Origin of the sequence: Enterococcus sp. AZ062 (assembly GCF_051715065.1) — a bacterium.
Taxonomy (GTDB): domain Bacteria; phylum Bacillota; class Bacilli; order Lactobacillales; family Enterococcaceae; genus Enterococcus_B; species Enterococcus_B mundtii.
This window is the reverse complement of record NZ_JBIOTB010000001.1, coordinates 2904208-2929574: the sequence shown is the minus strand read 5'-3', so window position 1 is coordinate 2929574 and position 25367 is coordinate 2904208. Positions and strand designations below refer to the sequence as shown.

The following is a 25367-nucleotide window of genomic DNA, read 5'->3' as shown; positions in this document are numbered from 1 at the left end:
TTCGGTTTTCGTTCGTCATAAGTACTGAGATGCGATAAAATTGAACATAGGAGGTGCTTGCCAATGGCTAATGGAAATCAAGCAACTATAGATGAAATACTGTCACATCGTTATGATAATGGCTTTGATTATTGGGCAACGCCAGATAAACAATTGATCAAAGGAGCCCCATTCAGTACTTTAGAATGCCCATTGTATCTTTTAGATGCAGGTGTGTTACCTAAAGAAGCTTACCTACAAGAAACGGCCAATTTGATACTTGAAGCATGGCGGGAAGACGGACGATTCAAAGTTTCGCCAAAAGGTGCGATCTACCCATGCCATACGGCTGCTGCACTTCGAACATTGTGTTATTTAGATCATGCAACAGACAAGAGACTAAAAAAAACATTTGAGTATTTTCTCGCTACCCAAGAAGAAGATGGCGGATGGAAGTGCAATAAGTATAGTTTTGGCAAAGGCCCTGAAACCGAATTTTCTACACCGATGACGACCTTAACAGTTTTGGATGCCTTTCGTTTCTCCGAATGGATCAACAACGATGAGCGGTTGGATCGAGCGGTGGAATTTTTATTGTCCCATTGGACGATCAAACAACCGATTGGACCTTGCCATCACGGGATCGGAACATTATTCATGCAAGTAGAATATCCCTTTAGAAGCTATAATTTATTTTATTATGTCTATGTTTTGTCTTTTTACAAATACGCTAGAAAAGACGTGCGCTTCAAAGAGGCATTTCATGCGCTGACTTCAAAGCTAGACGAAGGAATGATTCGAGTGGAAAGAGTGGTACCTAAGTTAAGAAAATTATCTTTTTGTGAAAAAGGACGAGTGAGTGAAAGAGCCACAGAACGTTATAATGAAATCTTATTTAATTTAAATGATTTATAAAGAAGTTGTTTATTCGGGTATAAGTAGCACAAGAAAAATAATTGATATAGCTTGGGCTCAAACACTTCTTTTGTCAGTTTTATTGTACAAGGAGTATCCTAATAATATCTAAAGTTATTTATTAGGAGGAGCAAAAAATATGCAAGAAATTCCAGTGGTCGATATCAAAATGACCGAAATCAAAAAATACTATAATGAGGGCTACAAAATGCTTGGAAAGCTAAGAGAAGAAGCCCAATCACCTGTTGTGAAAGCAAAGGTATTCAATAAGGAAGCTGTGATTATCTATGGAGAAGAGGCAGCGAAACGTTTTTATGATCCGAGAAATTTCAAACGAGAAGGCGCGATGCCTAAAATGATCCAAAAAACATTATTTGGAAAGGACGGTGTGCAGTCTTTAGATGGCGCGGAACATCATCACCGTAAAGCAATTTTTATGGATTTGATGACACCAGAGCGAATGGAAGACTATCATCAAATATTGGATCGAGTATTGGCACATGAATTGGAACAACAGCATGGTACCTTTGAGTTATTTGACCTGAGTAAAAAAGTACTTTTTACTGCTATTTGTGAATGGTCTGGAATCAACTTAGCGGATTATTCAGAAGAAGAGATCAACCAACTGGCAGATTATCAAATCTCCATGATCAGTGGAACAGTGACTTCACCGATCGATCATTTTAAAGGTGTAGACAATCGGAAAAAATCAGAAAAATGGGCACAAGAGTTGTTGGAAGAAGCACGAGAAAATCCAGTAGCCGGAAAAGAAAATGTAGCGCTCTATGCTTTTGCGAATGCGACTGACCTTAAAGGTAATCTTTTGCCTTTGGATATTGCGGCGGTAGAATTATTGAATATCATTCGGCCGACCGTGGCATTGACCGTATGGGCGGCATTGATGGGGCATGCTCTTTTCAGCCGACCAGATATCTATCAACAATTAAAAAACGATTTTAAGGAACTACAAGATCCTTTTATTCAGGAGATGCGTCGGTATTACCCATTTTTCCCAATGTTACCGGCATTTGCTTTACAAGATGTTGAAGTAGATGGCTATCGCATCCCTAAAGACAGTTGGGTGATTTTAGATTTGTATGGAACAAACCATGATGAACGGACAGTGGATTCACCAGAGGCATTTTTGATCAAACGATATATTGATAAAGCGAAAAAAATCTCTTATGAAGAAGAATATGAGATGATTGCACAAGGTGGCGGTGATTTCCGAAGAATGCACCGATGCGCAGGTGAATGGATCACGTTGCATAGTTTACGAGTTTTTTCCGATCAATTAGTGAATCGTTTTGCCTTTGCTGTGCCAGAACAAGATTGGACGATTCCATTCAATCAATTTCCGACCTACCCGAATAGCCGAGGATTGTTATACAAAGAGTAACGTGGGTTTTGAGCTTGGGTTGCTCAGTGAGGGAGAGACAAAAGTAACATTCGCTTTTATCTCTTACGTTAGAATTGATTAGGTAGTGGGCAGAGAAGTAGTCTCTTAGGTAATTAGAGTCCTTCTCTCCCGACATCCTTCTATAAAAATATACAGGAGGTATGAAGGAATAAGCGAAATTACAATTCATGTATAAGAGGAAGAAAAATCATTTATTTTGGCAATGGCTGATTTGAAAGGACTGACAATATCGGAATTAGCTAGAACGATGATATTAGGTACGTTGGAAATGCAAATTGACTTGGCTATCTATAATGAAGCGATGAAGGATCATCAGAAACTTGATGAAAGTCTCTCGCATGACGAAATGAAAAAAAAGCTAAGGTTATGCTGAAACATCTTGTACATAATAAAAAAACAACCACCGCATTTTCTCGCGATGGTTGTTTTTGAGTACTATTTAAACTCTCGGAATAACTGATCGATTGTTTGGGCATCTTCTAAAGACAAATGAATATCCAAAGCTTTGGCATTGTCTGCGACTTGTTCTGGTTTCTTTGCGCCAGGAATGACAAATGAAATCCGCGGGTGTGCGATATACCAAGCTAAGACTAATTGAGCAGTGGTTGCTTGGTACTTTTCAGCAAGCGGTTTGAGTTGATCGACCGCTGTGATGATTCGTTCATAACGTTCACCTTGAAAGTTTGGTTTGTTCTTTCTAGGATCGTCTTCAGAAAAATGTTTCGGACTTTCTAGATCATACTTGCCAGTCAATAAACCTGAAGCAAGTGGGAAATAAGGCACAAAACCAATCTCGTTAGCTTCGAGGTAAGGGAATAATTCTTTTTCCGCTGTGCGATGGATCAAACTAAATTGATCCTGTACGATATCGACATAGCCGTCTTGGTTGGCTTCTTTCAATTGCTCTAAAGTGAAATTAGACACACCAATGGCACGGATTTTCCCAGTTTCTTTCAGTTCGTGTAAAGCGGCAACTGCTTCATTTTTAGGTGTTGCTTCATCTGGAAAATGGATATAAAAAATATCGATATAATCTGTTTGCAGACGTTCTAACGCTTCATCGACTGATTTCTTCAAAAATTCAGGAGAGTTATCAAATTTTTTCGGTTGATCTGGAAGATGTGCTGCTTTGGTGGCAATAATAATACGGGAACGATCATAAGCCGGTTCTTGCAAGACTTCTCCAATCAATTGTTCCGAACGACCTTCTCCATAAATATAAGCAGTATCAATAAGGTTCAAGCCATTATCTAAGGCTGCTCTGACGACTTCTTTTCCAGTTTCATCAGCTAATCCTGAAAAAAGATTGTGCCCGCCGACGGCATTTGCACCTAAGCCGATTGCTTCGGCATATACTTGAGAATGACCAATTTTTACTTCTGACATTTTTTTACCTCCTTTTTTATTTAGTCTAAATCAAAAAGAAAAAAAGCTAAATCAAAATGACTTTGAAAAAGAAATCAATAAGAATCTACTTGACTTTGCGCTGTGTTTTTAGTAGGTTATAATTAATATCTAAATATCGATGAAAGAGCGAGTAAGTAACTAAATGCTTTATAAGAGAGGATCGTCGTGGCTGAGAGCGATCTAAAACAAGTAGTTTCTGAAAGACACTCTGGAGATGGACGCGTGCAAAGCCGTCCCGTAAACGAGCGTTAATCGTGAGAGGAAAGAGCAATCTTTCAAATATAGGTGGTACCGTGTATGAATTAATCATTCACCCTTGTTCATGGCGAACAAGGGTGTTTTTTGTTTGCATTGATTACATAGCGTGAAGAAAAGGAGAGAAAAATATGAGCTTCCAAAGACCAAAAGGAACAAATGATATTTTACCTGGAGAATCTGAAAAATGGCAATTTGTTGAAGAAACTGCCCGTTTATTATTTAAAGATTACCAATATAATGAGATCCGCACACCGATTTTTGAGCATTATGAAGTGATTGCTCGTAGTGTAGGGGATACGACTGATATCGTTTCAAAAGAAATGTATGATTTTTATGATAAAGGCGAGCGTCATGTTACGCTTCGTCCAGAAGGAACTGCACCAATCGTTCGTTCATTTGTTGAGAATAAATTATTTGGACCAGAATATACAAAACCTTACAAAACATTTTATATGGGACCAATGTTTCGTTATGAGCGTCCTCAAAAAGGTCGTTTACGTCAATTCCATCAAATCGGTGTCGAAGCATTTGGCTCAGACAATCCCGCGACGGATGTTGAAAGTATGGTGATGGCATTAGACTTCTTCAAGCAATTAGGAATCAGTCAAATCCGTTTAGTGATCAACTCTTTAGGCGATCAAGAAACGCGACAAGCGTATCGTCAAGCGTTGATCGATTACCTTGTACCGTTTGAAGCAGAATTAAGCGAAGATTCACAACGTCGTTTACATGAAAATCCATTACGTGTATTGGATAGTAAAGACAAACGTGATCAAAAATTCGTAGCAGAAGCACCTTCGATCTTAGATTATTTAAGTGAAACAGCAAAAGCACATTTTGAAACAGTGATTGCCATGTTGGATGCGTTAGATGTGCCTTATGAAATCGACAGTAATATGGTTCGTGGGTTAGATTATTATACGCATACGATTTTTGAAGTGATGAGTGACGCGCCTAAAATGGGCGCACAAGCAACGATTTGTGCGGGTGGCCGTTATGACAACTTGGTCGAAGAACTAGGTGGGCCAGCAACACCAGGATTTGGTTTTGCGATGGGGATCGAACGTATTTTATTAACGATGGAAGCAGAAGAAGTAGCTGTCCCTGTAATGAATACATTAGATGCCTATGTAGTAGCACTAGGCGAAGAAACAAATATCGAAGCGTTAAAAATCGTTCAAGCGATCCGTGATTTTGGTTTTTCCGCCGATCGTGATTTTATGGGCCGTAAAGCGAAAGCACAATTTAAGACAGCAGACAAAGCCGATGCGAAGTTGGTCTTAGTGATTGGTGCGGATGAATTAGCCAATCAAACGATCAACGTCAAATCAATGGCTAATCGTACAGAGAAAAGCTTTGCATTAGAAGATATTTATGACCACTTTGATAAAGTCTATGATGAAATGACATTATCTACTGAACAGGAGGAAAAATGATGGCACAACGAACAGTATACTGTGGACTGGTTTCAGAAAAGCAGTTAGGACAAACAGTTACATTAAAAGGTTGGGTACAAAAAAGACGTGACTTAGGTGGCGTGATCTTTATTGATTTACGTGATCGTGAAGGAATCGTCCAACTTGTTTTTAATCCAGAAATCAATAAAGAAGCGTGGGAAATCGCTGATAAATGCCGTAGTGAATATGTCATTGAAGTGACAGGTACAGTAAAAAAACGGGATGAATTGGCAATCAATCCTAAAATGGCAACGGGTGAATTTGAGATCATCGCGGATGAAATCATTATCTTGAATCAAGCCAAAACACCACCTTTCTTGATTGAGGATGAACAAACGATCAGTGATGAGATTCGTTTGAAGTATCGTTATCTTGATTTACGTCGTCCAAAAATGACAAAAAATATCAAATTGCGCAACGATACAACGAAAGCGATCCGTCATTACTTGGATGACCATGATTTCTTGGATATAGAAACACCTTATTTAGGAAAATCAACACCAGAAGGCGCGCGAGATTACTTAGTACCTTCTCGTATCCATGCAGGGCATTTCTATGCTTTACCACAATCACCACAGTTGTTCAAACAATTGTTGATGAATGCTGGCTTTGATCGTTACTATCAAATCGTTCGTTGTTTCCGCGATGAGGATCTACGTGGCGACCGTCAACCAGAATTTACACAGGTCGATATCGAAACGACGTTCTTGACCGCTGAAGAAATCCAAACCTATACAGAAGGTTTGATTGCTAAAGTGATGAAAGAGGTACGTGGTATCGAAGTCACTTTGCCATTCCCACGTATGACATATGATGAAGCGATGAGCCGTTATGGAAGTGACAAGCCAGATACACGTTTTGACATGGAATTGATCGATTTGAGCACGGTTGTGAAAGACGTTGAATTTAAAGTCTTCCAAATGGCGCTTGAAAATGGTGGAGTGGTCAAAGCGCTGAATGCGAAAAATGCAGCAAGCAAGTATTCACGTAAAGATTTAGATAATCTTGGACAATATGCCACTCAGTTTGGCGCAAAAGGACTAGCTTGGTTAAAAGTAGAAGAAGATGGCTTGAAAGGTCCTATTGCGAAATTTATGGGCGAGGCATCTGAAGCATTGATCCAAGCAACAAACGCTGAAGTTGGGGATATTTTATTATTTGGTGCAGATAAAGAAGAAATCGTTGCAGCCACTCTTGGAGCGATTCGTTCTCGCTTAGGAAAAGAATTAGATTTGATCGACGAATCAAAATTCAATTTCTTATGGGTGACAGAATGGCCACAATTTGAATATTCAGCAGAAGAAGGCCGCTATGTTTCTGCTCACCATCCGTTTACGATGCCTAAAGCATCCGACGTCGAGTTATTGGCAACTGATCCGGCAAAAGTCTATGCAGAAGCGTATGACATCGTCTTGAACGGCTATGAATTAGGTGGGGGATCATTACGTATCCATACAAGAGAATTACAAGAAAAAGTATTAAAAACACTAGGCTTTTCTGAAGAAGAAATGGAAGAACAATTCGGTTTCTTGTTAAGTGCATTAGATTATGGCTTCCCACCACATGGAGGGATTGCTTTAGGGCTTGACCGCTTTGTGATGTTGCTTGCAGGTGAAGAAAACATTCGTGAAGTCATTGCTTTCCCTAAAAATGGTAAAGCAGCTGATGTTATGAGTGATGCGCCAAGCACTGTTTCTGATCTTCAATTATTTGAGTTGAACATCGATGTAACAGATGTTGAATAACAACGACTAGAGATAAATTATTTTCATAGAAACACCAAGGTTGTGAAAGGGTCACAGATAAGTCGCGATTGATTCGGACTTGTGACGCTGACACAACCTTTTTTGTATGATATTGGAATTTCCAATCTTTTTTTCAAAGAAGTCTCTTGATTAAATCCTAAAAGATCATATAATAAGGGCATACCAGATAAAGCGAGGCTTTTTTCATGAAAAAAACTTTCGAAAATTGGGCGTATCATGATTATACGACCAAACTTTCGGTGTCGATCGTCTATGCACTGATTGCTTCAGTTGCATTGAACTTTTTTTATCAACCAGGAAACATCTATTCAAGTGGGATAACCGGTCTTGCGCAAATCTTAACGACGCTTTCAAAATCAGTGATTGGTTTTGAGATTCCAGTCTCAACCACGTTGTATTTGCTGAATATCCCATTATTCTTTTTAGCATGGTTTAAACTTGGAAAGAAATTTACGATTTTTACATTTATCACTGTGACATTAACCTCGCTTAGTATCCATCTCTTGCCACAAACGATTCTTTCGACCGATCCGATCATTTGTGCGATATTCGGTGGTGCCGTCAATGGGGTTGGTATTGGTTTAGCATTAAAAAATGGCTTATCTTCTGGCGGATTAGATATCGTGAGTATTACGATCCGTAAAAAAACAGGACGATCCATTGGTTCGATTTCCATTTATTTCAATGCACTGATTGTTTTCGTAGCGGGCTTGCTCTTCGGTTGGCAGTATATGTTTTATAGTGCCTTGTCGATTTTTGTGAGTGGCAAAGTGACGGATGTCGTCTATACGAAACAAAAAAAGATGCAAGTCATGATCGTGACTAAGCATCCTGAAGCAGTGATTGAAGCGATCCAAAAATGTATGCGTCGTGGGATCACGATCATCAATGAAGCAGAAGGTGCGTACAAGCACGATAAACAAACAGTCTTAATGACGATCGTTACTCGCTACGAGCTTCCTTTGTTACGTGAAGCAATGAAATCTTCTGACCCGCAAGCATTTGTCAGTATTGCGGAAAATGTCCAAATCCTCGGACGTTTTTATGAAGATGGGATTTAGATTTTAGTAAACTAGTTAGATAAAACACAGTGGATAACTGAATGGTTATCGCTGTGTTTTTTTGATCTTCTTGTCACTAAAATACCAGAAATGATTGTTGCGATTAAGGAATTGAAAATAATTATTTATGCTATCGATATTTCAACAGACAAAAGGCGTCTTCTTTCATAAGATTTATGAAGTATGATCATATGAAGCACTTACCTGATCTTAGATAGCCACAATGCAATTCAAATTGGATTAGTAGAATTGGCTAGTGATGATGTAGGCCTAACGACGATTGGTAATTTCCTTGACTATGTACCTGTTCAAGACGGGTTAGAAAAAATTCCTCCTAGCTTGGTTGCTAAACATATGCAAGAAGATATCTTAAAACAAGTGACAATAATTGATCGATATAAAGACGATAGATACTTTTAATATTACAGTTAAACTAACTCGACAGATAACGTTTGTTTTTCGGGTTATTTTAATCGTTTTTTTAGTTGTTTTATGAGGGTAATGGATTAGCAAAAGTTTATCAAACGATTATGACTTTAAAACAATATATTTTGATCCACATATTTTTTTAATCTATATGTATGTTATTGTAACGATTGTAACAAATATAATTTGAGGAGAGAAAAAAATGAAAAAGAAAATTACTATTTTAGTACTTGGTTCTGTGTGTTATTATCCACGTTGTTTACAAGTAGTGTTGCATGTGAAGAAGAATTTATTGATGAGTCAAATGTAGTGGAGACTGTACATAGTCCAGAGATGCCCCCTAAGGTTTACGCTGAAGTTCATGAAGGTAGAAGTATTTCTGTTGTAAAGATAGAATCTATGCTCAAAGCTAATGTATCTCGATGGGGTAGTTCAATCTACACGAACGTTGAAGTTTCTACTGGTGTAGCAACTAATGCAAGTAATACAGCATTTTATTCAGGAATTGGTTCAGTATTGGGAATTTTGGGGTAGTACCTCTGTGGGCATTATAATTACTATTAAATGAGGTTGGTTGGTCTAACCTGGGATTAAACCGAGTGAGTCGGTTGCTAAACTTTGGTATAAGAATAAAAATGGGTGGAGTGGGTTCTATTTCCAAAGAGGTTGCGATGCTACTGGCAAAGAAGTGGCTACTAGGTATAGTATAATTTAATATATGAAATTTAAAAAATTTACTGAAGACCACCCATATGTAACCGTAATCTATTCGGGATTAATTGGAAGTGAATTTTGGATTACTGTTGAATATATCGTTAATCGAGATTTCAGACCTAGTGGAATTTATAGTCTTATATTTTATTATTTAATTGGATTATATAGCAGAAAAAATTAAATATAAAAAAAGGTTTAATAATTTCTTATTTTCTGGACACTTCATCTTGCTTGAACCAATCTACCCCTATTATCTAACTTTCTATGGAAGTATCAAAAAGAAAAACTCACGAGGGCAGTATCTGTTCTTTACAATTCTTATTATAGAATTTGATAGCATTTAATTTATACACTAAAAAGTTCTTCGATACTTTACAAAAAGAAAGATCGAAGAACTTTTTAAGCTATAAGGCTATGATAGTAGTAGATATATCTACTATATGAAAGGAGAAAAACAGTTGAAAAAAATAGATTTGCATATCCATACGATTAGCACTGTCAGTGATTCAAAAAAATTTTTATTTTCTATTGAAAAATTAAAGGAATATGTATTCATCAGGAAACTTAATGCCATAGCTATCACAAATCATAATATTTTTGATAGCGATCAGTTTGATCAAATTCAACAAGAGTTAACCATTCCCGTTTTTCCTGGTGTTGAGGTTGATCTTGAAAATGGTCATATTTTAGTCATATCAGATAATTCGATGTCCAATATTCAAGATTTTTCAGAAAAATGTAAAAATTTAGGTTCCTATATTAAAGATCAAAACTCAACCTTAACATTGGAAGAATTTTATAGCATTTTTCCAAAACAAGAACTAAAAAAATATTTATTGATTCCTCATTATATGAAATCACCAGAAATCTCTGACTCTGTGATTATGGATCTATCTCAACATTCTAAAATTACTACAGGAGAAACAAGTTCTGTACGAAAATTTGTGGAACTCTTAAACAAAGAAGATGACCTTGTACCAGTTTTTTTTAGTGATCAGCGTATGTCTGAAGATCTCGTGAATCTTAGTATGCAGCAGACATATATCAATGTTTCTGAAATAAATTTTGCCGCTTTAAAGTACACTTTATCTGATAAATCAAAGGTTGCCTTGTCTTTGAAAGAGGGAAAAGATCTTTTTAACTTAACCGAAAAAGTCGTAGCATCTACGGGTTTAAACGTTTTGATAGGTGAACGTTCATCAGGAAAGACCCATTTGTTAAATGAGATAGCTTATTCAACAAGTAATACAAAGTATATCAGACAATTTGAATTAGTTGAACGAAGTGACGATGAATCAAAAGAGAACTTTAATCGACAACTTTTAAGGGATGAGAGTCTATTTACAGAAAACTTCCTAAAAGAATTCAAAGACATTTTAACACTTGTTCTTCCTATTGATCCAAAACAATCAGAATCCAACGTGAATAAATATCTGCGGTCACTAATTAAGAATGCCGAGAGCACTGAAAAAAAGGATTCCTTTGCTAAAGCGAAATTATTCTCAGAGACACCTTATAAACCAAAATCTTTGGACACGCTGGACGAATTAATAAGATCTGTCCAAATTCTTATTGATAATCAAGAATATTCGAGTATCATTTTTGAAGAATTGCCTCAGGAATCATTGATAAACCTCCTAAATCGATTAGTGGATGAATATAGAAAAATCTTCCTGAGCAATTTTATTAAGGAGAGGACCAATTCATTAATTGCAGATATACAAGGCAATTTACAACTAAAAACTAGGATTCAACGAGTTTATGATTTAGATTTTTCCGATATTGCAAAGGAAATTCTAATGATAAATGAGTTCAATAACATAACCAAAGAACTACAAAAAGATAAGATATTGGACGAAACCGAAGTTTACGATTTTACAATTAGAAAATCAAAAAGACCTTTTAAAGGCGCTCAAGAAGTTCTGAACATCATAAAAAAGCAAACTTCCTTTATTGAAGTCTTTAAATTTTATGATCACCCATTTGACTACCTGCAAGCTTTAAAAAACAAAGATATTTTAGAACATGCTGACTTTGTGAAATACTTTGTTAAAATGCAAATTGAGATACTAAACACAGATCTGAATCCCGTTTCTGGGGGGCAACGAGCAGAATATAATTTTCTCAGAAAAATAGAAGATTCACTCAAATACGATCTACTTCTTATTGATGAGCCTGAATCTTCTTTTGATAATATGTTTTTAAACACCAAAATAAATACTGTCCTACAAGATATTTCTAAACATATTCCTGTTTTTGTCTCAACACATAATAATACAATAGGCGCATCTATAAAACCTGATTTTATTTTGCATACTCAAAGAACTTTAGTACATGACGAACCCATATTTAATATCTATTTCGGCTATCCTACGGATAAAAAATTGTGCGCATCTAACGGCAGTTCTGTTAGCAATCTGTCTGTGCAATTGAATTGTCTTGAAGCCGGCGAACGAACCTACAAAACAAGGAGAGATACTTATGAAATACTTGAAAATTGATGGAAATAAAGGTTACTTTTTAAGAGAAGAAACTTGGATTGAAATTGATCAAATCATTAAAGAGGATATCTTCGAATTAATTTCTCTAGCCGTTTTATCGAAAGACGGTACTACATTTGAAATGGATGAATTTTCAGAGGAAAAGCTACAACATGGAGTTCATAAAATAATTTACAAGAGTATTCATGATAAACTATCTGAACTAATCAAAGATAAAGAAAATATCCAAGATAGTGTAAATCAACAATTTGCGACCACACTACAAAAGTATTCGGCGAACTAATTGATTTTTAAAATTGAAATGGCAACACTTGTTTAAAAAAATTATAAAGTGTAGTTGCTTTCTCTTACTCCGATTACCTTTAAAAACGAGCCCCCATGGGGGACTGTGAAATCTAGTTTATTTGTTATTTAAACATTGCTGATTCTCGGTCCCCTCTTATTTTAAATATAGAATTACTTAATTCACTTATTTTCATGTGTTGAATGATATAGAAAGATGAGTCTTTCTATACAAGTAAAGCAGAAAGTATTTTTATTAGTATGGTGCGATTAGCAATACAGAAAGCTATAAGAATGATGTTTCGATAACTTTCTATTGATTTTCGCATCTCTGAAGAAGATGCCAAGAAAAATAATGATTTGGATGTATAGAAACTGACTTATATTACATATTATGATGTTGTCACTTAAAAAATGTAGTTTAAGAGCATTTTTGAATTTTCGTTGAAGGTACAGTTTGTAACTTTACAGTACGCCCAGTACGTGCTACTATATAATAGTCAGGAGGTATGTGCAATGCCCATGACAATCAGAGAAGCAGAAAAGCTACTGAAAGATGCTGGCTTTGTTGAAGTGAAAGGTGGGAAGGGCTCACATAGGAAATTCACTAAAAAGGATCATCCTAGACCCGTTATCCTTACTAGCCATTCAAAAGAGTTATCTAGAAGAGTAGAAGATTCTGTTCGAAAAGCAGTGGGCATTTAAGCCCGCTGTGCTTTTACGAAAGAAGGGGAGATGAATGAAAAAAGTTTATCCAGCTATTTTTGAAAAGGATCCTGTTGGATATGGAATTTATTTTCCTGATATCGAAGGAGCAGTGACACAATCAAAAGATATTATCGAGGGGTTAGAAGTTGCATCGGATGCTTTAGGGATCATGCTCGGAGATTTAGTTGAGAATAATAAACCTTTGCCAAAGCCAACTAATATCAATGATCTTTCGATTGATTCTGAGCGTGAATTTGCTACTTTGATTTCTGTGAATCTAAATGATTACTTAAAAGATGTCCAACTAGATAAAAAAACAATAAAAATTCCTCATTGGTTAAATGTGCGCGCAACAAATGAAGGGATAAATTTTTCGAAAACAATGTCTGAAGCTTTGGTTCAAAAATTAAATATATGATACGAAAGAGAACGATCATCTGTCTGCTAAAGGACAGGTGATTTTTTTTCGTAATAAGTATGAATGAGTTATTGAAGTGATCCTAGGAAAGGAGTGACAGAGTGCTTACAATTAGGGAACATAGATGTTTGGATTATTTACAATGTTCCGATAAAAATCAAGTAAAGCAGAATAGCTTTTATTGATTCTTTTTTTGGGGGAGACCAAATTTTTAAATGGCTATTCCAGATGTCTATCCATGATAAGAGTAGAAATCATTCATTCTTACTTTCTCCCATCAACGAAAAATAATAGAAAATAATGAAACCCTATCCAAGCAACAATTAGCCAACTTGTTATATTTGAAATTTTGTTAAAGTTGCTTAAAAATGTGTTCTTTTTTGATGAACTATGGGATTATAGTATAAAGTGGCAACTTTTATGAAGTTTTTGCTTGCTATTTTTTGGTAATGCACGTATATTACGAATGAAAAAAGTTTATGAAAAGTTGGAATATTGAATGGAAAAACAAAAAAGATTAAAAAATAGCCGGTATATCACGGGCTTCGATGGGATTCGTTCATTAGCGGTCATCGGGGTTATTTTATACCACTTGTTGCCAACAAGTATGAAGGGTGGTTACCTCGGAGTTCCGATATTTTTTGTCGTTTCAGGTTATCTTATTACCGATCTCTTACGACAAGAGTGGGAACAAAATGGAAAAATCAATATTTGGCAATTTTACGTTCGGCGAATGAAACGACTATATCCTGGGCTCGTTTTCTTGCTTATTACTGCATCAGCATATATTACGCTATTCCAGCGAGGATTATTAAATAATCTTCGGGGCGTTGTACTCAGCAGTTTATTCTATGTCAATAACTGGTGGCAGATCAATAATGGATTATCCTATTTTGATCGTTTTGCAAATGAGTCGCCATTTACCCATATTTGGTCCTTAGCAGTAGAGGCGCAGAACTATCTGATCTGGCCGATCATCTTTGTATTACTCATGGTATTTGTCCGTAAGAAAAAAAATATTTTTTATGTCATTATGGGCACAGCCATTGCTTCAGCGATTTTGATGATGGTGTTGTACTCGCCAAATGGCGATCCTACCCGTGTGTATTATGGGACAGATACTCGCTTGTTCTCGATTTGGATGGGGAGTGCATTGGCTTTTGTTTGGCCAAGTACGCGATTGAAGAAAAATATCCCTAAACAAGCAAAGAAAGTATTGAATTTAGCGGGTTTTACTTCGTTGATCATTTTGATCCTCTTTTTCTTTTTCTTAGATGACCATTTGAGCTTTATCTATTATGGCGGGTTCTTTTTAGTCAGTCTTTTATGTATGGTTCTTGTGGCAGTCACCGCGCATCCCGGTGCGAGCTTGAATCGCTGGTTGACGAATCCGGTCTTTAGTTGGATCGGTAAACGAAGTTATGGGATCTATTTGTACCAATTTCCGGTAATGATTTTTTACGAAGCGAAAGTATCAGGTATCGCTGATCATGTGTTATTACACACGGTCATTGAGATCACGTTGATTTTATTGATCAGTGAACTGTCATATCGCTTTATCGAACGTCCGTTGGCACGCTTTGATTATAGCCAAACGGTTCGCGTCGTCAAAGGCTGGTTCACCAAACCTATTTTCAGTTGGAAAAAGCCATGGGTGGTCCCTGGAACCTTAGTCGTAGCGATTGCCTTAGTCGGGTTCGTCACTGCACCTAAAAATGCTGTGACAGCGGACCAAGAGCAATTACAAAAGAATATTGCTGAAAGTAAAAAACTAGCTGAAAAAAGTCAGAATAATCAAGGCAATAATGTAGCACCTATCGACCAAGCGATTTTGGATAAATATGATTTGACCAAAGCGCAAGGGGAAAAAGCCCAACAACTAGAGCTGACTGCATTTGGTGATTCGGTCATGTTAGATGCTGCGGCAGATTTAAAAGAACTATATCCGCAAGTAGTTGTAGATGGTGATGTCGGTCGTCAACTCTACACAAGCCTTCCTTATATCGAAGAACTGAAAAATAGAGATCTATTGAAGGATACGGTATTAATTGGGCTAGGAACAAATGGCTCTTTTTCTGAGGCGCAATTTGATAGCTTGATGAGCGCAATCGGGGATCGAAAAGTTTATTGGGTCAATGTCCGCGTGCCAACGAAGCGCTGGCAAAATGAAGTCAATGCCATGCTCGCAGAAATGGAAAAGAAATATGACAATATGACAGTGATCGATTGGTATGGTTATAGTAATGACCATAGTGAATGGTTCTATGATGATCAAGTCCATCCAAATCCAGATGGTATGTTGAATTATATCCATCTAGTCAGTGAAGCACTATTAGGTGGAACAAAAGAATCTGAGACAAGTCAAACAAGTGAGACTTCTTCAACTAGTACGAGCGATACTTTATCTGACAGTACTCAAGCAAGTGAATAAAAACTGAAGTTGTGACAGCAATGTTTTGACCTGAGCAGTGGGATAATTTTCACAAAAAAAGTGCCTCAACGAAAATCGTTTTCCGATCTTTCGTTGAGGCACTCTTTTTCTCTAAAAATTCCTTTTACTCCGTTTGATCAGGTAAAGAAAGAGAAGGATGTGTCTTCAAATAGGTTTCTTTTTGCCGGCGTGTTTGTTTTTTGAACGCGGCTTCGGCTTTTGTGGCTTCACTTCTTGTAGCGTATCCTTCTGCATGGATCATTTTTACAGGACGTCTCTTTTGCAAACGTGTGTATTTAGCGCCTGTACCATTATTATGTTCTTGTAAACGACGAGCCAAATCGGTGGTATATCCTCCATAGAACGTATTATCTCGGCAGTGCAACACATAAAAGTAATGGTTATTCTCCATAAAGAATCTCACGAAGTTCGGGGGTATACTCACCTTGCGTATCATAGGTGAATAAAGGTGGAGAAACTTTGAAACCATCGGCTTTTCCCTGCTTGATTCCTTCAATCAATAAAATATTTGCTTCCTTGCCTACTTTAGGATAAACAAACTGAACACGTTTCGGTGCAATCTGATAGGTTTGCATAAGAGTCAAAATCTCTAAGAAGCGTTCTGGACGATGTACCAGAGCCAAGCGACCATTTGTTTTTAATAACTTGCCGGAGATTTGGATCACTTCTTCCAACGTTGTATGGATTTCATGTCGGGCAATTGCTAGATGCTCATTTGGATTTTTTTTATTTGTAGGTAAGCCTTTGAAGTAAGGGGGGTTACAGACGACTAAGTCACAAGAGTTGTGTCTGACAACCGTTAAACTTTCTTTTAAGTCAATCGTATGCACGGTCATTTGTTGTTCTAAATGATTCAATGAAATGCTCCGACGGGCCATGTCAGCTAAGCGTGGCTGTAGTTCGATCGCATCGATCTTTGCCTGTGTTTGTTTACTTAAAAATAGTCCGACAGCACCATTCCCCGAACAAAGGTCAACGATTTGGCCGGTTTTTGGCGCACGAGCAAAATGAGCGAGCAATACGGCGTCTAAAGAAAAGGAAAAAACTTGGGAACTTTGGATAATCTTAATATCTTTTGCATATAATTGGTCAATACGTTCATGTTCGTGAAGCATCTAATTCCCTCCAAATGAAAAAACTAATCGTATGTAGTATACTATTTTTGTTCAAAAGAACCAAGAGAACTTGTCAAATCGGTCTTTTTTAGGCATACTATAGGAACGAGAAGCAAAGAAAGGAAGAGGATATGTTCTATCGATTTATGCGCGGGCTCGTTAAAGTGATTTTAGCTGTTATCAATGGCAATGCCCGTTATGAAAATAAAGAAGTCTTACCAAAAGACGAGAATTACATACTTGTTGCACCACACCGCACTTGGTGGGACCCGTTGTATCTCGCTGTTGCTGCATCACCTAAATCGTTTAGTTTTATGGCGAAAGAAGAATTGTTCAAAAACCCTGTTTTACGATTCATCTTAACACGTTCGAATGCTTTCCCAGTCAAAAGAGACAATCCGGGACCAAGTGTGATCAAGACACCTGTCAAGATTCTAAAATCAACCGATCTAGGATTGATCATGTTTCCAAGTGGGACAAGACATGCGACCGAGTTGAAAGGTGGAATGGCGTTAATAGCCAAAATGGCCAAAGTAAAAATCGTTCCAGCTGTGTATCAAGGTCCTCTCACGCTAGGTGATCTATTCAAACGCAAACGAGTGATTGTTCGCTTTGGTGAACCGATCGACTTGTCAGATATCAAAAAAACTGACAAGGAAGGAATGGCAGAAATCGAGCGACGCACACAAGCCGCGTTTGATAAACTAGACAAGGAAGTAAATCCTGATTTTAAATATGAGATCATAAAAAAGAATGAAACAGAATAATTGTTCTTTATTCGATGAGCGATAAAAGAAACGGATTGTCTAAGACACCGCTTCTTTATCGCTTTTTTTGTTATAAAACCGCCTTTTTGCAAGTGATTCTAGCTGTCATGTCCTTGATGGAAGTGTTATAATAGTAAGAAGGATATTTTTTTGAGGTGATGAGATGCGTTTTTTACATACAGCAGATTGGCATATAGGAAAAAAATTGCAGGGCTATGATTTACTTAAAGAGCAAGAACATGTACTATCTGAGATTCTAACGATTGCGAAAAAGGAAAAAGTGGATGCAATCGTTATTGCAGGTGATCTCTATGATCGAAGTATCCCAGCCGTAGAAGCCGTAGAGATGTTCAATCGGTTGATGATCGACTGGAACCTGAACGAAAAATTCCCGATTTTCGCTATCTCAGGAAACCATGATAGTAGTGTTCGATTATCTGCTGGCACGGAATGGTTCAGCCAAACAAAATTCTTTTTACATACACGATTTGCTGAATCTTTCCAACCTATCGACTATCAAAATACTCAATTTTTCTTATTGCCTTATTTTGAACCAATCTCCGCTAGAAGTTATTTTGAAGATGATACGATCCGTACGGTCCAACAAGCAATGGAAAAAGTGGTTGACCAGATGCAACTCGCTTTTGATCCTGCAAAAAAACAGGTGCTAGTCAGTCACTTTTTTGTGACAGGTAGTAAGAAATCAGATTCAGAAACAAAAATCGAAGTGGGTGGACTAGATGCGATTCCAGGCGGTCTATTGGAGCCATTTGATTATGTCGCTTTAGGACATCTTCATAATCAAGCAGCCTTGCAGCAAGAAAATGCTAGATACAGTGGTTCGCCACTTAAATTCTCACTTTCAGAGATCAATCAGAAAAAAGGTGTTTGGATCGTTGATCTAACTGACACCTTGGTGTTGGATTTTCAAGAAATCACACCTTTGTATGATATTGCTGAAGTAACTGCTAGTTTTAAAGAATTATTAGACCCAAGTTTTTACCATACGATCAACCGAGAAAATTATTTGCAGATTTATTTAAAAGATCGCGCAGTTATTCCTAACATGATGAACCAATTACGAGCAATCTATCCTCGAATACTTGGTGTCGAACGTGTCAATGGACGGCATCGTTCCACAAGCAAACGACAGACACTTGAAATCAAGCAACCAAAAAAACTCGCGGAAACGTTCTTTACTGAAATGGTGGATGAGCCAATGACAGAACAACAAATGAGCTGGTTAGAAGAAACGTTGCAAGAACTCACAGAAACGGAATGATCAAGTATGAAACCACAGACATTACGATTGAAAAATTTTGGCCCATTTATCGATGAAACGATTGATTTCTCAAAATTGACCCAAGCGGCCTTGTTTTTGATTACAGGAAAAACAGGGGCTGGCAAAACAACGATTTTTGATGGGATGACCTATGCGCTTTTTGGAGAAACATCTGGAAGGTTGCGGTCTGGCAAAGAGATGCGGTCATTATTTGCGACACCTGAAGACGAAACGAGTGTCCTTTTTTCGTTTGAACATCAACAGTTGCGGTATGAAGTCGAACGTAAGCCTGAACAATTGTTAGCTAAACGCAAGGGTGAGGGCATGAGAAAACAGACGGCAAAAGTAAGTTTAACGATCTTTGATGAAAAAGGAAAAGAAATTCGACAATTAACAAAACGGAGTGAAGTCGATCAAGAAATCAAAGAACTATTGAATTTAGATTCGAAGCAATTTTCACAGATCGTCTTACTGCCGCAAGGAGAATTTCGGAATTTCTTGATTTCCTCTAGTAGTGAAAAAGAAACAGTTTTACGTAACTTATTCGGCACACAATTCTTTCAACGATTCACCGAACAATTGAAAGAAAAAGCCAAGAACAAGCAAAAAGAACTGGATCATTTGGAGCAAGAATTAGTCTTGTTGCAAAGACAATTTAGTTCCTATGAGGAGAAGCAACCGGCTGGTCTACAATCTTTTGAGACAGTGATCAATGAGTGGCAAGAGTATCAAAATCAAATTTCAACAAGGCTCGTATCAGAGCAAGAAGTATTAGAGCAACTGAAAGAAGAACAAAAAATCAGCGAGACAGATTACTATCACGGGAAAAATCAAAAATCTGCTTATGAAGAAAAGCAACAATTATTGGCAGAACAACAAGCGCTCAATGAGCAACAGCAAGTGATCGAGGAGCACCAAAGATGGGTTTCTCATTATGAAGTCGCTCAGCAATTGCGCACCCCGCTTGAACGTAGCCAAGAATACCAAGAATCACTTACCACACAGAAAAGTGAAAAACAGCAACTAATTATTACGTTCAATAAGGTGGCAAGTGATTTACAGAAATGGCAAGAACAGGCGGACGTACGAGAAAATCTCGAACAAAAAATAGCAAAAATGAGTCAAACGCTCCAAGAAAAGCAACGATTGATCCCAGTGGCTGATACCTTTAGAGAAAAACAATCGGAACTTTCCGTAATGGAAAAAAAAGTCAGTGAATTACAGCAAGAAATCCAACAACTGGCAGATCAGCAATTGATCCTTCAAGAAAGACAACAAACGAGTCAAACCGTTTTAGCAACACAAGGGGAACTACAAGAAAAACAGTTGGTTTATGAACGGTTACGTTTAGAAGGGGAACGTTACTGTGAACAACAGCAACACCTTGCTCACCTTGACAAAGAACTAGTGAAAAATCATCAGTACTTTGAACAAACAACAGAGCAATTGGTAGAAAAACAACAATTACTTGAACAACAAACACACGAGTTCAATCAATGGAAAAGCGACTGGGCAAAGCAACAAATTACTTATTTACAAACCCTATTGATACCTGGTGAACCTTGTCCAGTGTGTGGTGCAACGGAGCATCCCTTGACACCGGATAATCGTGAATCAGTGCAGGAAAACTTAGCTGTGCTTGAAGAAAAAATGGTCCAAGCAGAACAATCGATCGAAAAAACGCATCAAGAAATTGGTCGAAAAGAAGCAGAAATCGAAGAAATCAAACAACAGCTTGATCGTTTAAGCCAGCAACAAATGGAAACGAGTCAACAGTTGGAGAAACAAGCAATTTATTTGAACACAGAGTTAAAAGCCATTTTCCAAATAGATGTGCAAGAAGATATTGTTCAAGGGTTGGCGGAAATAGAAAAGACCCTCAATGCTCGTTTAAAGGAAATCAAAAAAGCAGAAGAAGCACATGCCAGGGTCATGGAAGAACTAGCCAGCAACAAAGAACAAAGTGAACAGATCAAAGCTCAACAAATGCTCCATAATGAAAAAATCCAACGACTCCAAGGTGAGATGGCAGGATTGAGTCAACAATTAGGAACAGAAGACATTGATGCTTTAGCAAAAGAAGCTGATCAATTAGCCGAACAGTCGAGCAAGAGCAAGCAAGAATTAGAAGAGCAAATGGCCCAAGGTGAGAAACTCCAGCAAGAATCAGCTGTTTTGACGACTAAAATCGAAACGTTGTCTGAACAAATCGAAAAGACAACTGCTCAATTTGAAAAAGAACAACGTAAAATCTCTAGTTTCTTGGAGCAACACACTGACTTTTCTTCGCAAGAAGCAATAGCAGCGTTGTTAAAAGAAACAGTCACATACGAAAATAGAAAAACAACGATCAAGGAGTATCAAACGAAACAGTTGGTTCTTTCCACTCGCTTAGAACAATTGGAACATGTCACCTATGATGAAAAATCCCAAGATTTGACAGTGTTGAGTGAACGAATCGAAAAAAACAAACAACACATTGAAGAGCAACAACAATTGATCTACCACTTGCAACAAGAGTATAAAACCAATCAGAAAGTGATCATGGCATTTACTACAAGTTATCAAAATAGTCAGGAACAACTAGATGAATTGATCCAGTTGCAACAATTATCACAGACGATGAATGGCGAGAATCCTAAAAAAACAAGCATTGAACGTTATGTCTTGCAAGTTTATTTACAAGAAGTCTTGCAAGTCGCTAATGAACATCTGATACGATTGACAAAAAGCCGCTATCAGTTTGAATTAGATGAAGAAGTCGGTAGCTACCGCGGAAAGACTGGTCTGGAGATCAACGTGTACGATGATGAAGCAGGAACGACCAGAGGATCGCATACTTTATCCGGAGGCGAAAGCTTTATTGCTGCATTATCATTAGCTTTAGCCTTGGCAGAAGTGATTCAAGCGCAAGCTGGTGGGGTCACGATCGAAGCATTGTTTATTGACGAAGGGTTTGGTTCACTGGATGAAGAAGCCTTAGAAATGGCGATGGAAGCATTAGAAACAGTTGAAAGCGAAGGCAGGATGATCGGGATCATCAGCCATGTACGTGAGTTGAAAGAACGTGTCTTGCAACAAATACGAATTGATACAAAAGGTAGTGGACAGAGTGAAATACGCTACCATTTTGGTTAAGAAGGGAGATTGATAACAATGAAATGGAGTATTCCGGAAAAAGTCATTGCAAGAGGGCGTCAATATTTGCAAGAAGACCGTGTGTTATCGGTTGTCCCAGATCAAGAAGAAAATGTGTGGCATGCAGAGGTTTTAGGTAGTGAGCTGTATTTAGTTGATTTAGATGGTACAGCAAAAGAAATCGACTACTGTCAATGCCCATACTGGGAAGAACATCATTATTGCAAGCACACTGTTGCAGTAGAACTTTATTTACGATCGAAACAACTTTCTCGTATCATGCAGAAAGATCAAAAAATGATCGAACCGACGAAAAAGACCAGTGAAGGAGAACTATTGACAAAAGGATTTGCCCGATTAAAAGGGAAGACTTCTACTAAATCCTTGCAACCCTTAGTGATCGATTATCATGTCGAACAGATCGAAACCAATCAATACCATCCAGAACTTTCTATTTTGGCGGTGTATCTACGTGTGGGCTTTTTAGAAACACCTAAGAAAACATACATCGTAAAAAATATTTATGAGTTTCTACAGGCGTACACGGACGAGGAAAACTATACGGTCAATAAGCAGTATCAATTCCGTTTAGAGCATCGAGTTTTCCAACAAGAAGATCAACAACTACTGGATCTATTCGCAGGTATTGCACAGACGCAAACATTGTTAGGCGCAAACGGTGTCTTGGTAAAAGGGAAATTAGACAAGCGTTACTTACTTTTGCCAATCGATCAGTCGAAATCTTTGTTAGAGCGTATGAATCAATCGACACGTTTGAAACTACAGATCAATGATCAAACTTATCATGGCATCCAATTTTCAGACGATGCGAAACCGCTAAGTTTTCAAGTCAAGAAGAAAGAAACACAGTATCAACTGACTGCCGTAAGTGACTTTGATTTGTTTTTGTCTCACTACCAGTGGGGGATCAGACAAGGTACTATCTATCATTTGACTAAGCAGCAACAGACGATCTATTTGACTTGGAAACAACTGATGAAACGTTTTGAAGAGCCAGAAGTTGCCTTTCAAAAAAAAGAATTGTCTTCTTTATTTAAAGAAATTTTACCGCTTTTAGATCAAATAGGAACCGTTGCTATTGACGATGAAGTGACGGCAGAAGTCGCAGATATTCCAGTAGAGTTTGTCTTTGTTTTTAAAAAAATGAAAGGGCAAATCCAAGCAAGAATCGATTTTGTATATGGAGATGTTGTGTTCTCCACAGATGAACGACATGAAACGCTTGCTGAGCAAACTACCGAAATATTGAGAGATACGGCGCAAGAACAGCGGGTCCTTGATTTGTTTCGTATGTACCGTTACCGGAAAAATAAAACGGGCTACGAACGTCCATTACCAGAAGGTGAAGCATTGTATCAGTTTTTCCGGACAGAATTAGCTGTTTTTCGTCAATTTGGAGAAGTCCGTATAGGAAAAAAATTACGGGAATTATATCTAGACGCACAAAAACACCAACCACAGATCGAAGTAGAAGAAACAGGATCATGGCTAGATATCCGCTTTGATGTCACAGGAATCAACGAGCATGAAATCGACAATGTTTTGCAGAGTTTGTTAAGAAATGATTCATTTTATACCTTAGAAAGTGGACAGGTATTATCGTTTGATTCAGAAGAATTCCAACAAACAAGCAAAATCCTACAACAGTTCAGAGATACGATCCGTTCAGACGATGGCGTTATCCAAGTGCCAAAAAATCAAGGGTTGATGATCAAAGAACAATTTACAGGAAGTAATGCTAGTTTTGGCGATTCTTTCCAACAAATGACTCAAGACTTGATCGATCCTACGAATTACGAAGCCGCTTTACCAAAGAATTTGCAAGCAGAGCTTAGAGACTATCAGAAGCAAGGCTTCCAATGGTTGAAAATGTTAGGTCATTATCAGTTTGGTGGCATTTTAGCTGATGAAATGGGTCTAGGGAAAACGCTGCAGACCATTGCTTTTCTGCTTTCGGAGAAAGAAGAAAAAGGTTCATTGGACGCCTTGATCGTAGCACCGGCGAGTTTGATCTATAACTGGCAAGCCGAAGTGAAAAAATTTGCTCCCTCATTGAGTGTCCAAGTGATCAATGGCAATAAGAAAGAGCGAGAAACTTTGTTAGCTGAAAAAGTAGATATTCGTGTTACTTCTTATGCGAGCTTACGTCAGGATCTTTCAGAATATCAATCATCGACGATTAATTATTTAGTCTTAGATGAAGCGCAAATGGTGAAAAATAGCAGCACAAAGACTGCTCAAGCTTTACGAGAGTTGCATATTCCACAGCGGTTTGCTTTGAGTGGGACACCAATCGAAAATAGCCTTGAAGAACTATGGTCACTATTTGCTACGATCATGCCAGGGTTCTTTCCGAATCGGACACGTTTTAGAGAATTGACGACAGATGAAATCGCGCAAATGATCCGACCTTTTGTCTTAAGACGAGATAAGCAAACAGTTCTCAAAGATTTACCAGAAAAAACTGAAATGAATCTTTATTCTGCGTTGACGGAAGAACAAAAAACAGTGTACCTTGCTTATTTGAGACAAATGCGTGAAGAAGTATCAGCTATGGATTCAGAGTCATTCAAAAAGAATCGGATCGGCATCTTGGCAGGACTGACACGTTTACGTCAAATTTGTTGTGATCCTCGTTTGTTTGTAGAAGACTACCAAGGTGGATCAGGTAAGTTAGAACAAGTAAAAGATTTATTACTAGCTGCAAAAGAAAATAACCGTCGTGTCCTGTTGTTCTCCCAATTTACGGGTATGTTGACGATCCTTCAAGAGGAATTAGCTGAATTAGGGCTAAGTACCTTTTATTTACGAGGAAGTACAAAGGCACAAGATCGTTTAACCATGGTCGATGCTTTCAACGCGGGTGAAAAAGATGTCTTTCTTATTTCACTTAAAGCAGGAGGGACTGGATTAAATCTAACTGGCGCAGATACAGTCATCCTTTATGATTTATGGTGGAATCCAGCGATCGAAGAACAAGCTGCTGGAAGAGCCCATCGTATTGGACAAAAAAATGTTGTTGAAGTATGGCGAATGATTGCTGAAGGAACAATCGAAGAACGAATGGATTCTTTACAGCAAGAAAAACGGGAATTATTCCAAAAAGTGATTCAAGGAAACGAAGAACAATTGACGAAATTAACAGAAGACGATATTCGTTTGATTCTAAGTATTGGTGAAAATGACGAATAAAGTGTAAAGATCATTTATTGAGTAATTACTCTCCTATACAGGAAACAGTAAATAAGCCAAGGAAGATAGCCTCGCAAATCTGCGCAGT

Annotated in this window: 17 protein-coding genes, 1 pseudogene and 1 other annotated feature; of the genes and pseudogenes, 15 read left to right on the top strand and 3 right to left on the bottom strand. The window is 37.7% G+C overall.

What is annotated here, in order from left to right; translation table 11 throughout:
- Positions 1 to 63: 63 nt before the first annotated feature.
- From IGJ00_RS13625 to relB, 3 genes and pseudogenes are all read left to right on the top strand, one after another.
- Positions 64 to 894 carry a prenyltransferase gene (locus IGJ00_RS13625; RefSeq protein ID WP_071867726.1) on the top strand — a complete coding sequence of 277 codons (831 nt, stop codon included), beginning with the start codon at positions 64 to 66 and terminating at the stop codon, positions 892 to 894.
- A gap of 139 nt (positions 895 to 1033) precedes the next feature.
- Entirely contained in the window at positions 1034 to 2293 is a 1260-nt protein-coding gene (locus IGJ00_RS13620) for a cytochrome P450 (protein WP_142433533.1), read from the top strand.
- A 208-nt stretch (positions 2294 to 2501) separates the two neighbouring features.
- A pseudogene (relB, locus tag IGJ00_RS13615) lies at positions 2502 to 2687 on the top strand (type II toxin-antitoxin system RelB family antitoxin); the annotation flags it as partial.
- Positions 2688 to 2749: 62 nt separating this feature from the next.
- On the opposite strand, the gene IGJ00_RS13610 reads toward relB, so the two are convergent.
- Positions 2750 to 3700 carry an aldo/keto reductase gene (locus tag IGJ00_RS13610; RefSeq protein ID WP_115358298.1) on the bottom strand — a complete coding sequence of 317 codons (951 nt, stop codon included), beginning with the start codon at positions 3698 to 3700 and terminating at the stop codon, positions 2750 to 2752.
- A gap of 130 nt (positions 3701 to 3830) precedes the next feature.
- Positions 3831 to 4042: a binding site (T-box leader), on the top strand.
- 65 nt (positions 4043 to 4107) lie between these two features.
- Between IGJ00_RS13610 and hisS the strand changes: the two genes are divergently transcribed.
- From hisS to IGJ00_RS13570, 8 genes are all read left to right on the top strand, one after another.
- Complete coding sequence (gene hisS / locus IGJ00_RS13605; protein ID WP_034687180.1) at positions 4108 to 5415, top strand: histidine--tRNA ligase; 1308 nt, start codon at positions 4108 to 4110, stop codon at positions 5413 to 5415.
- Positions 5415 to 7181, top strand: coding sequence for an aspartate--tRNA ligase (aspS, locus tag IGJ00_RS13600; protein WP_074801284.1), 1767 nt, complete (start codon positions 5415 to 5417; stop codon positions 7179 to 7181). The genes hisS and aspS overlap by 1 nt, the downstream gene beginning before the upstream one ends.
- Before the next feature lie 206 nt (positions 7182 to 7387).
- Positions 7388 to 8263: a YitT family protein gene (locus IGJ00_RS13595; RefSeq protein WP_010734230.1), complete on the top strand. Its 876-nt coding sequence runs from the start codon at positions 7388 to 7390 to the stop codon at positions 8261 to 8263.
- Positions 8264 to 9861: 1598 nt separating this feature from the next.
- Positions 9862 to 11904: a histidinol-phosphatase gene (locus IGJ00_RS13590; RefSeq protein WP_142433530.1), complete on the top strand. Its 2043-nt coding sequence runs from the start codon at positions 9862 to 9864 to the stop codon at positions 11902 to 11904.
- Positions 11885 to 12187, top strand: a complete 303-nt coding sequence (locus IGJ00_RS13585) for a hypothetical protein (RefSeq protein WP_142433529.1) — start codon at positions 11885 to 11887, stop codon at positions 12185 to 12187. Before IGJ00_RS13590 ends, IGJ00_RS13585 begins: the two co-directional genes overlap by 20 nt.
- A gap of 515 nt (positions 12188 to 12702) precedes the next feature.
- Positions 12703 to 12891: a type II toxin-antitoxin system HicA family toxin gene (locus IGJ00_RS13580; RefSeq protein WP_010734231.1), complete on the top strand. Its 189-nt coding sequence runs from the start codon at positions 12703 to 12705 to the stop codon at positions 12889 to 12891.
- Positions 12892 to 12925: 34 nt separating this feature from the next.
- Positions 12926 to 13312: a type II toxin-antitoxin system HicB family antitoxin gene (locus IGJ00_RS13575; RefSeq protein ID WP_142433528.1), complete on the top strand. Its 387-nt coding sequence runs from the start codon at positions 12926 to 12928 to the stop codon at positions 13310 to 13312.
- 499 nt (positions 13313 to 13811) lie between these two features.
- Positions 13812 to 15743: an acyltransferase family protein gene (locus tag IGJ00_RS13570; RefSeq protein WP_142433527.1), complete on the top strand. Its 1932-nt coding sequence runs from the start codon at positions 13812 to 13814 to the stop codon at positions 15741 to 15743.
- 124 nt (positions 15744 to 15867) lie between these two features.
- Here the strand turns inward: IGJ00_RS13570 and IGJ00_RS13565 are convergent, their stop codons facing one another.
- Positions 15868 to 16155: a GIY-YIG nuclease family protein gene (locus IGJ00_RS13565; protein ID WP_065096641.1), complete on the bottom strand. Its 288-nt coding sequence runs from the start codon at positions 16153 to 16155 to the stop codon at positions 15868 to 15870.
- Positions 16145 to 16879 (bottom strand): tRNA1(Val) (adenine(37)-N6)-methyltransferase, encoded by a 735-nt coding sequence (locus IGJ00_RS13560; protein WP_142433526.1) that lies wholly within the window; start codon positions 16877 to 16879, stop codon positions 16145 to 16147. Before IGJ00_RS13560 ends, IGJ00_RS13565 begins: the two co-directional genes overlap by 11 nt.
- A gap of 131 nt (positions 16880 to 17010) precedes the next feature.
- Between IGJ00_RS13560 and IGJ00_RS13555 the strand changes: the two genes are divergently transcribed.
- The 4 genes from IGJ00_RS13555 to IGJ00_RS13540 all read left to right on the top strand — a co-directional run bounded on the left by IGJ00_RS13555 (position 17011) and on the right by IGJ00_RS13540 (position 25279).
- Entirely contained in the window at positions 17011 to 17646 is a 636-nt protein-coding gene (locus IGJ00_RS13555; RefSeq protein WP_010734236.1) for a lysophospholipid acyltransferase family protein, read from the top strand.
- Between the two features lie 163 nt (positions 17647 to 17809).
- Positions 17810 to 18928 carry an exonuclease SbcCD subunit D gene (locus IGJ00_RS13550; protein WP_074801302.1) on the top strand — a complete coding sequence of 373 codons (1119 nt, stop codon included), beginning with the start codon at positions 17810 to 17812 and terminating at the stop codon, positions 18926 to 18928.
- 6 nt (positions 18929 to 18934) lie between these two features.
- Entirely contained in the window at positions 18935 to 22066 is a 3132-nt protein-coding gene (locus tag IGJ00_RS13545) for an AAA family ATPase (protein ID WP_375148269.1), read from the top strand.
- An 18-nt stretch (positions 22067 to 22084) separates the two neighbouring features.
- Entirely contained in the window at positions 22085 to 25279 is a 3195-nt protein-coding gene (locus tag IGJ00_RS13540) for a DEAD/DEAH box helicase (protein ID WP_142433524.1), read from the top strand.
- Positions 25280 to 25367 lie beyond the last annotated feature (88 nt).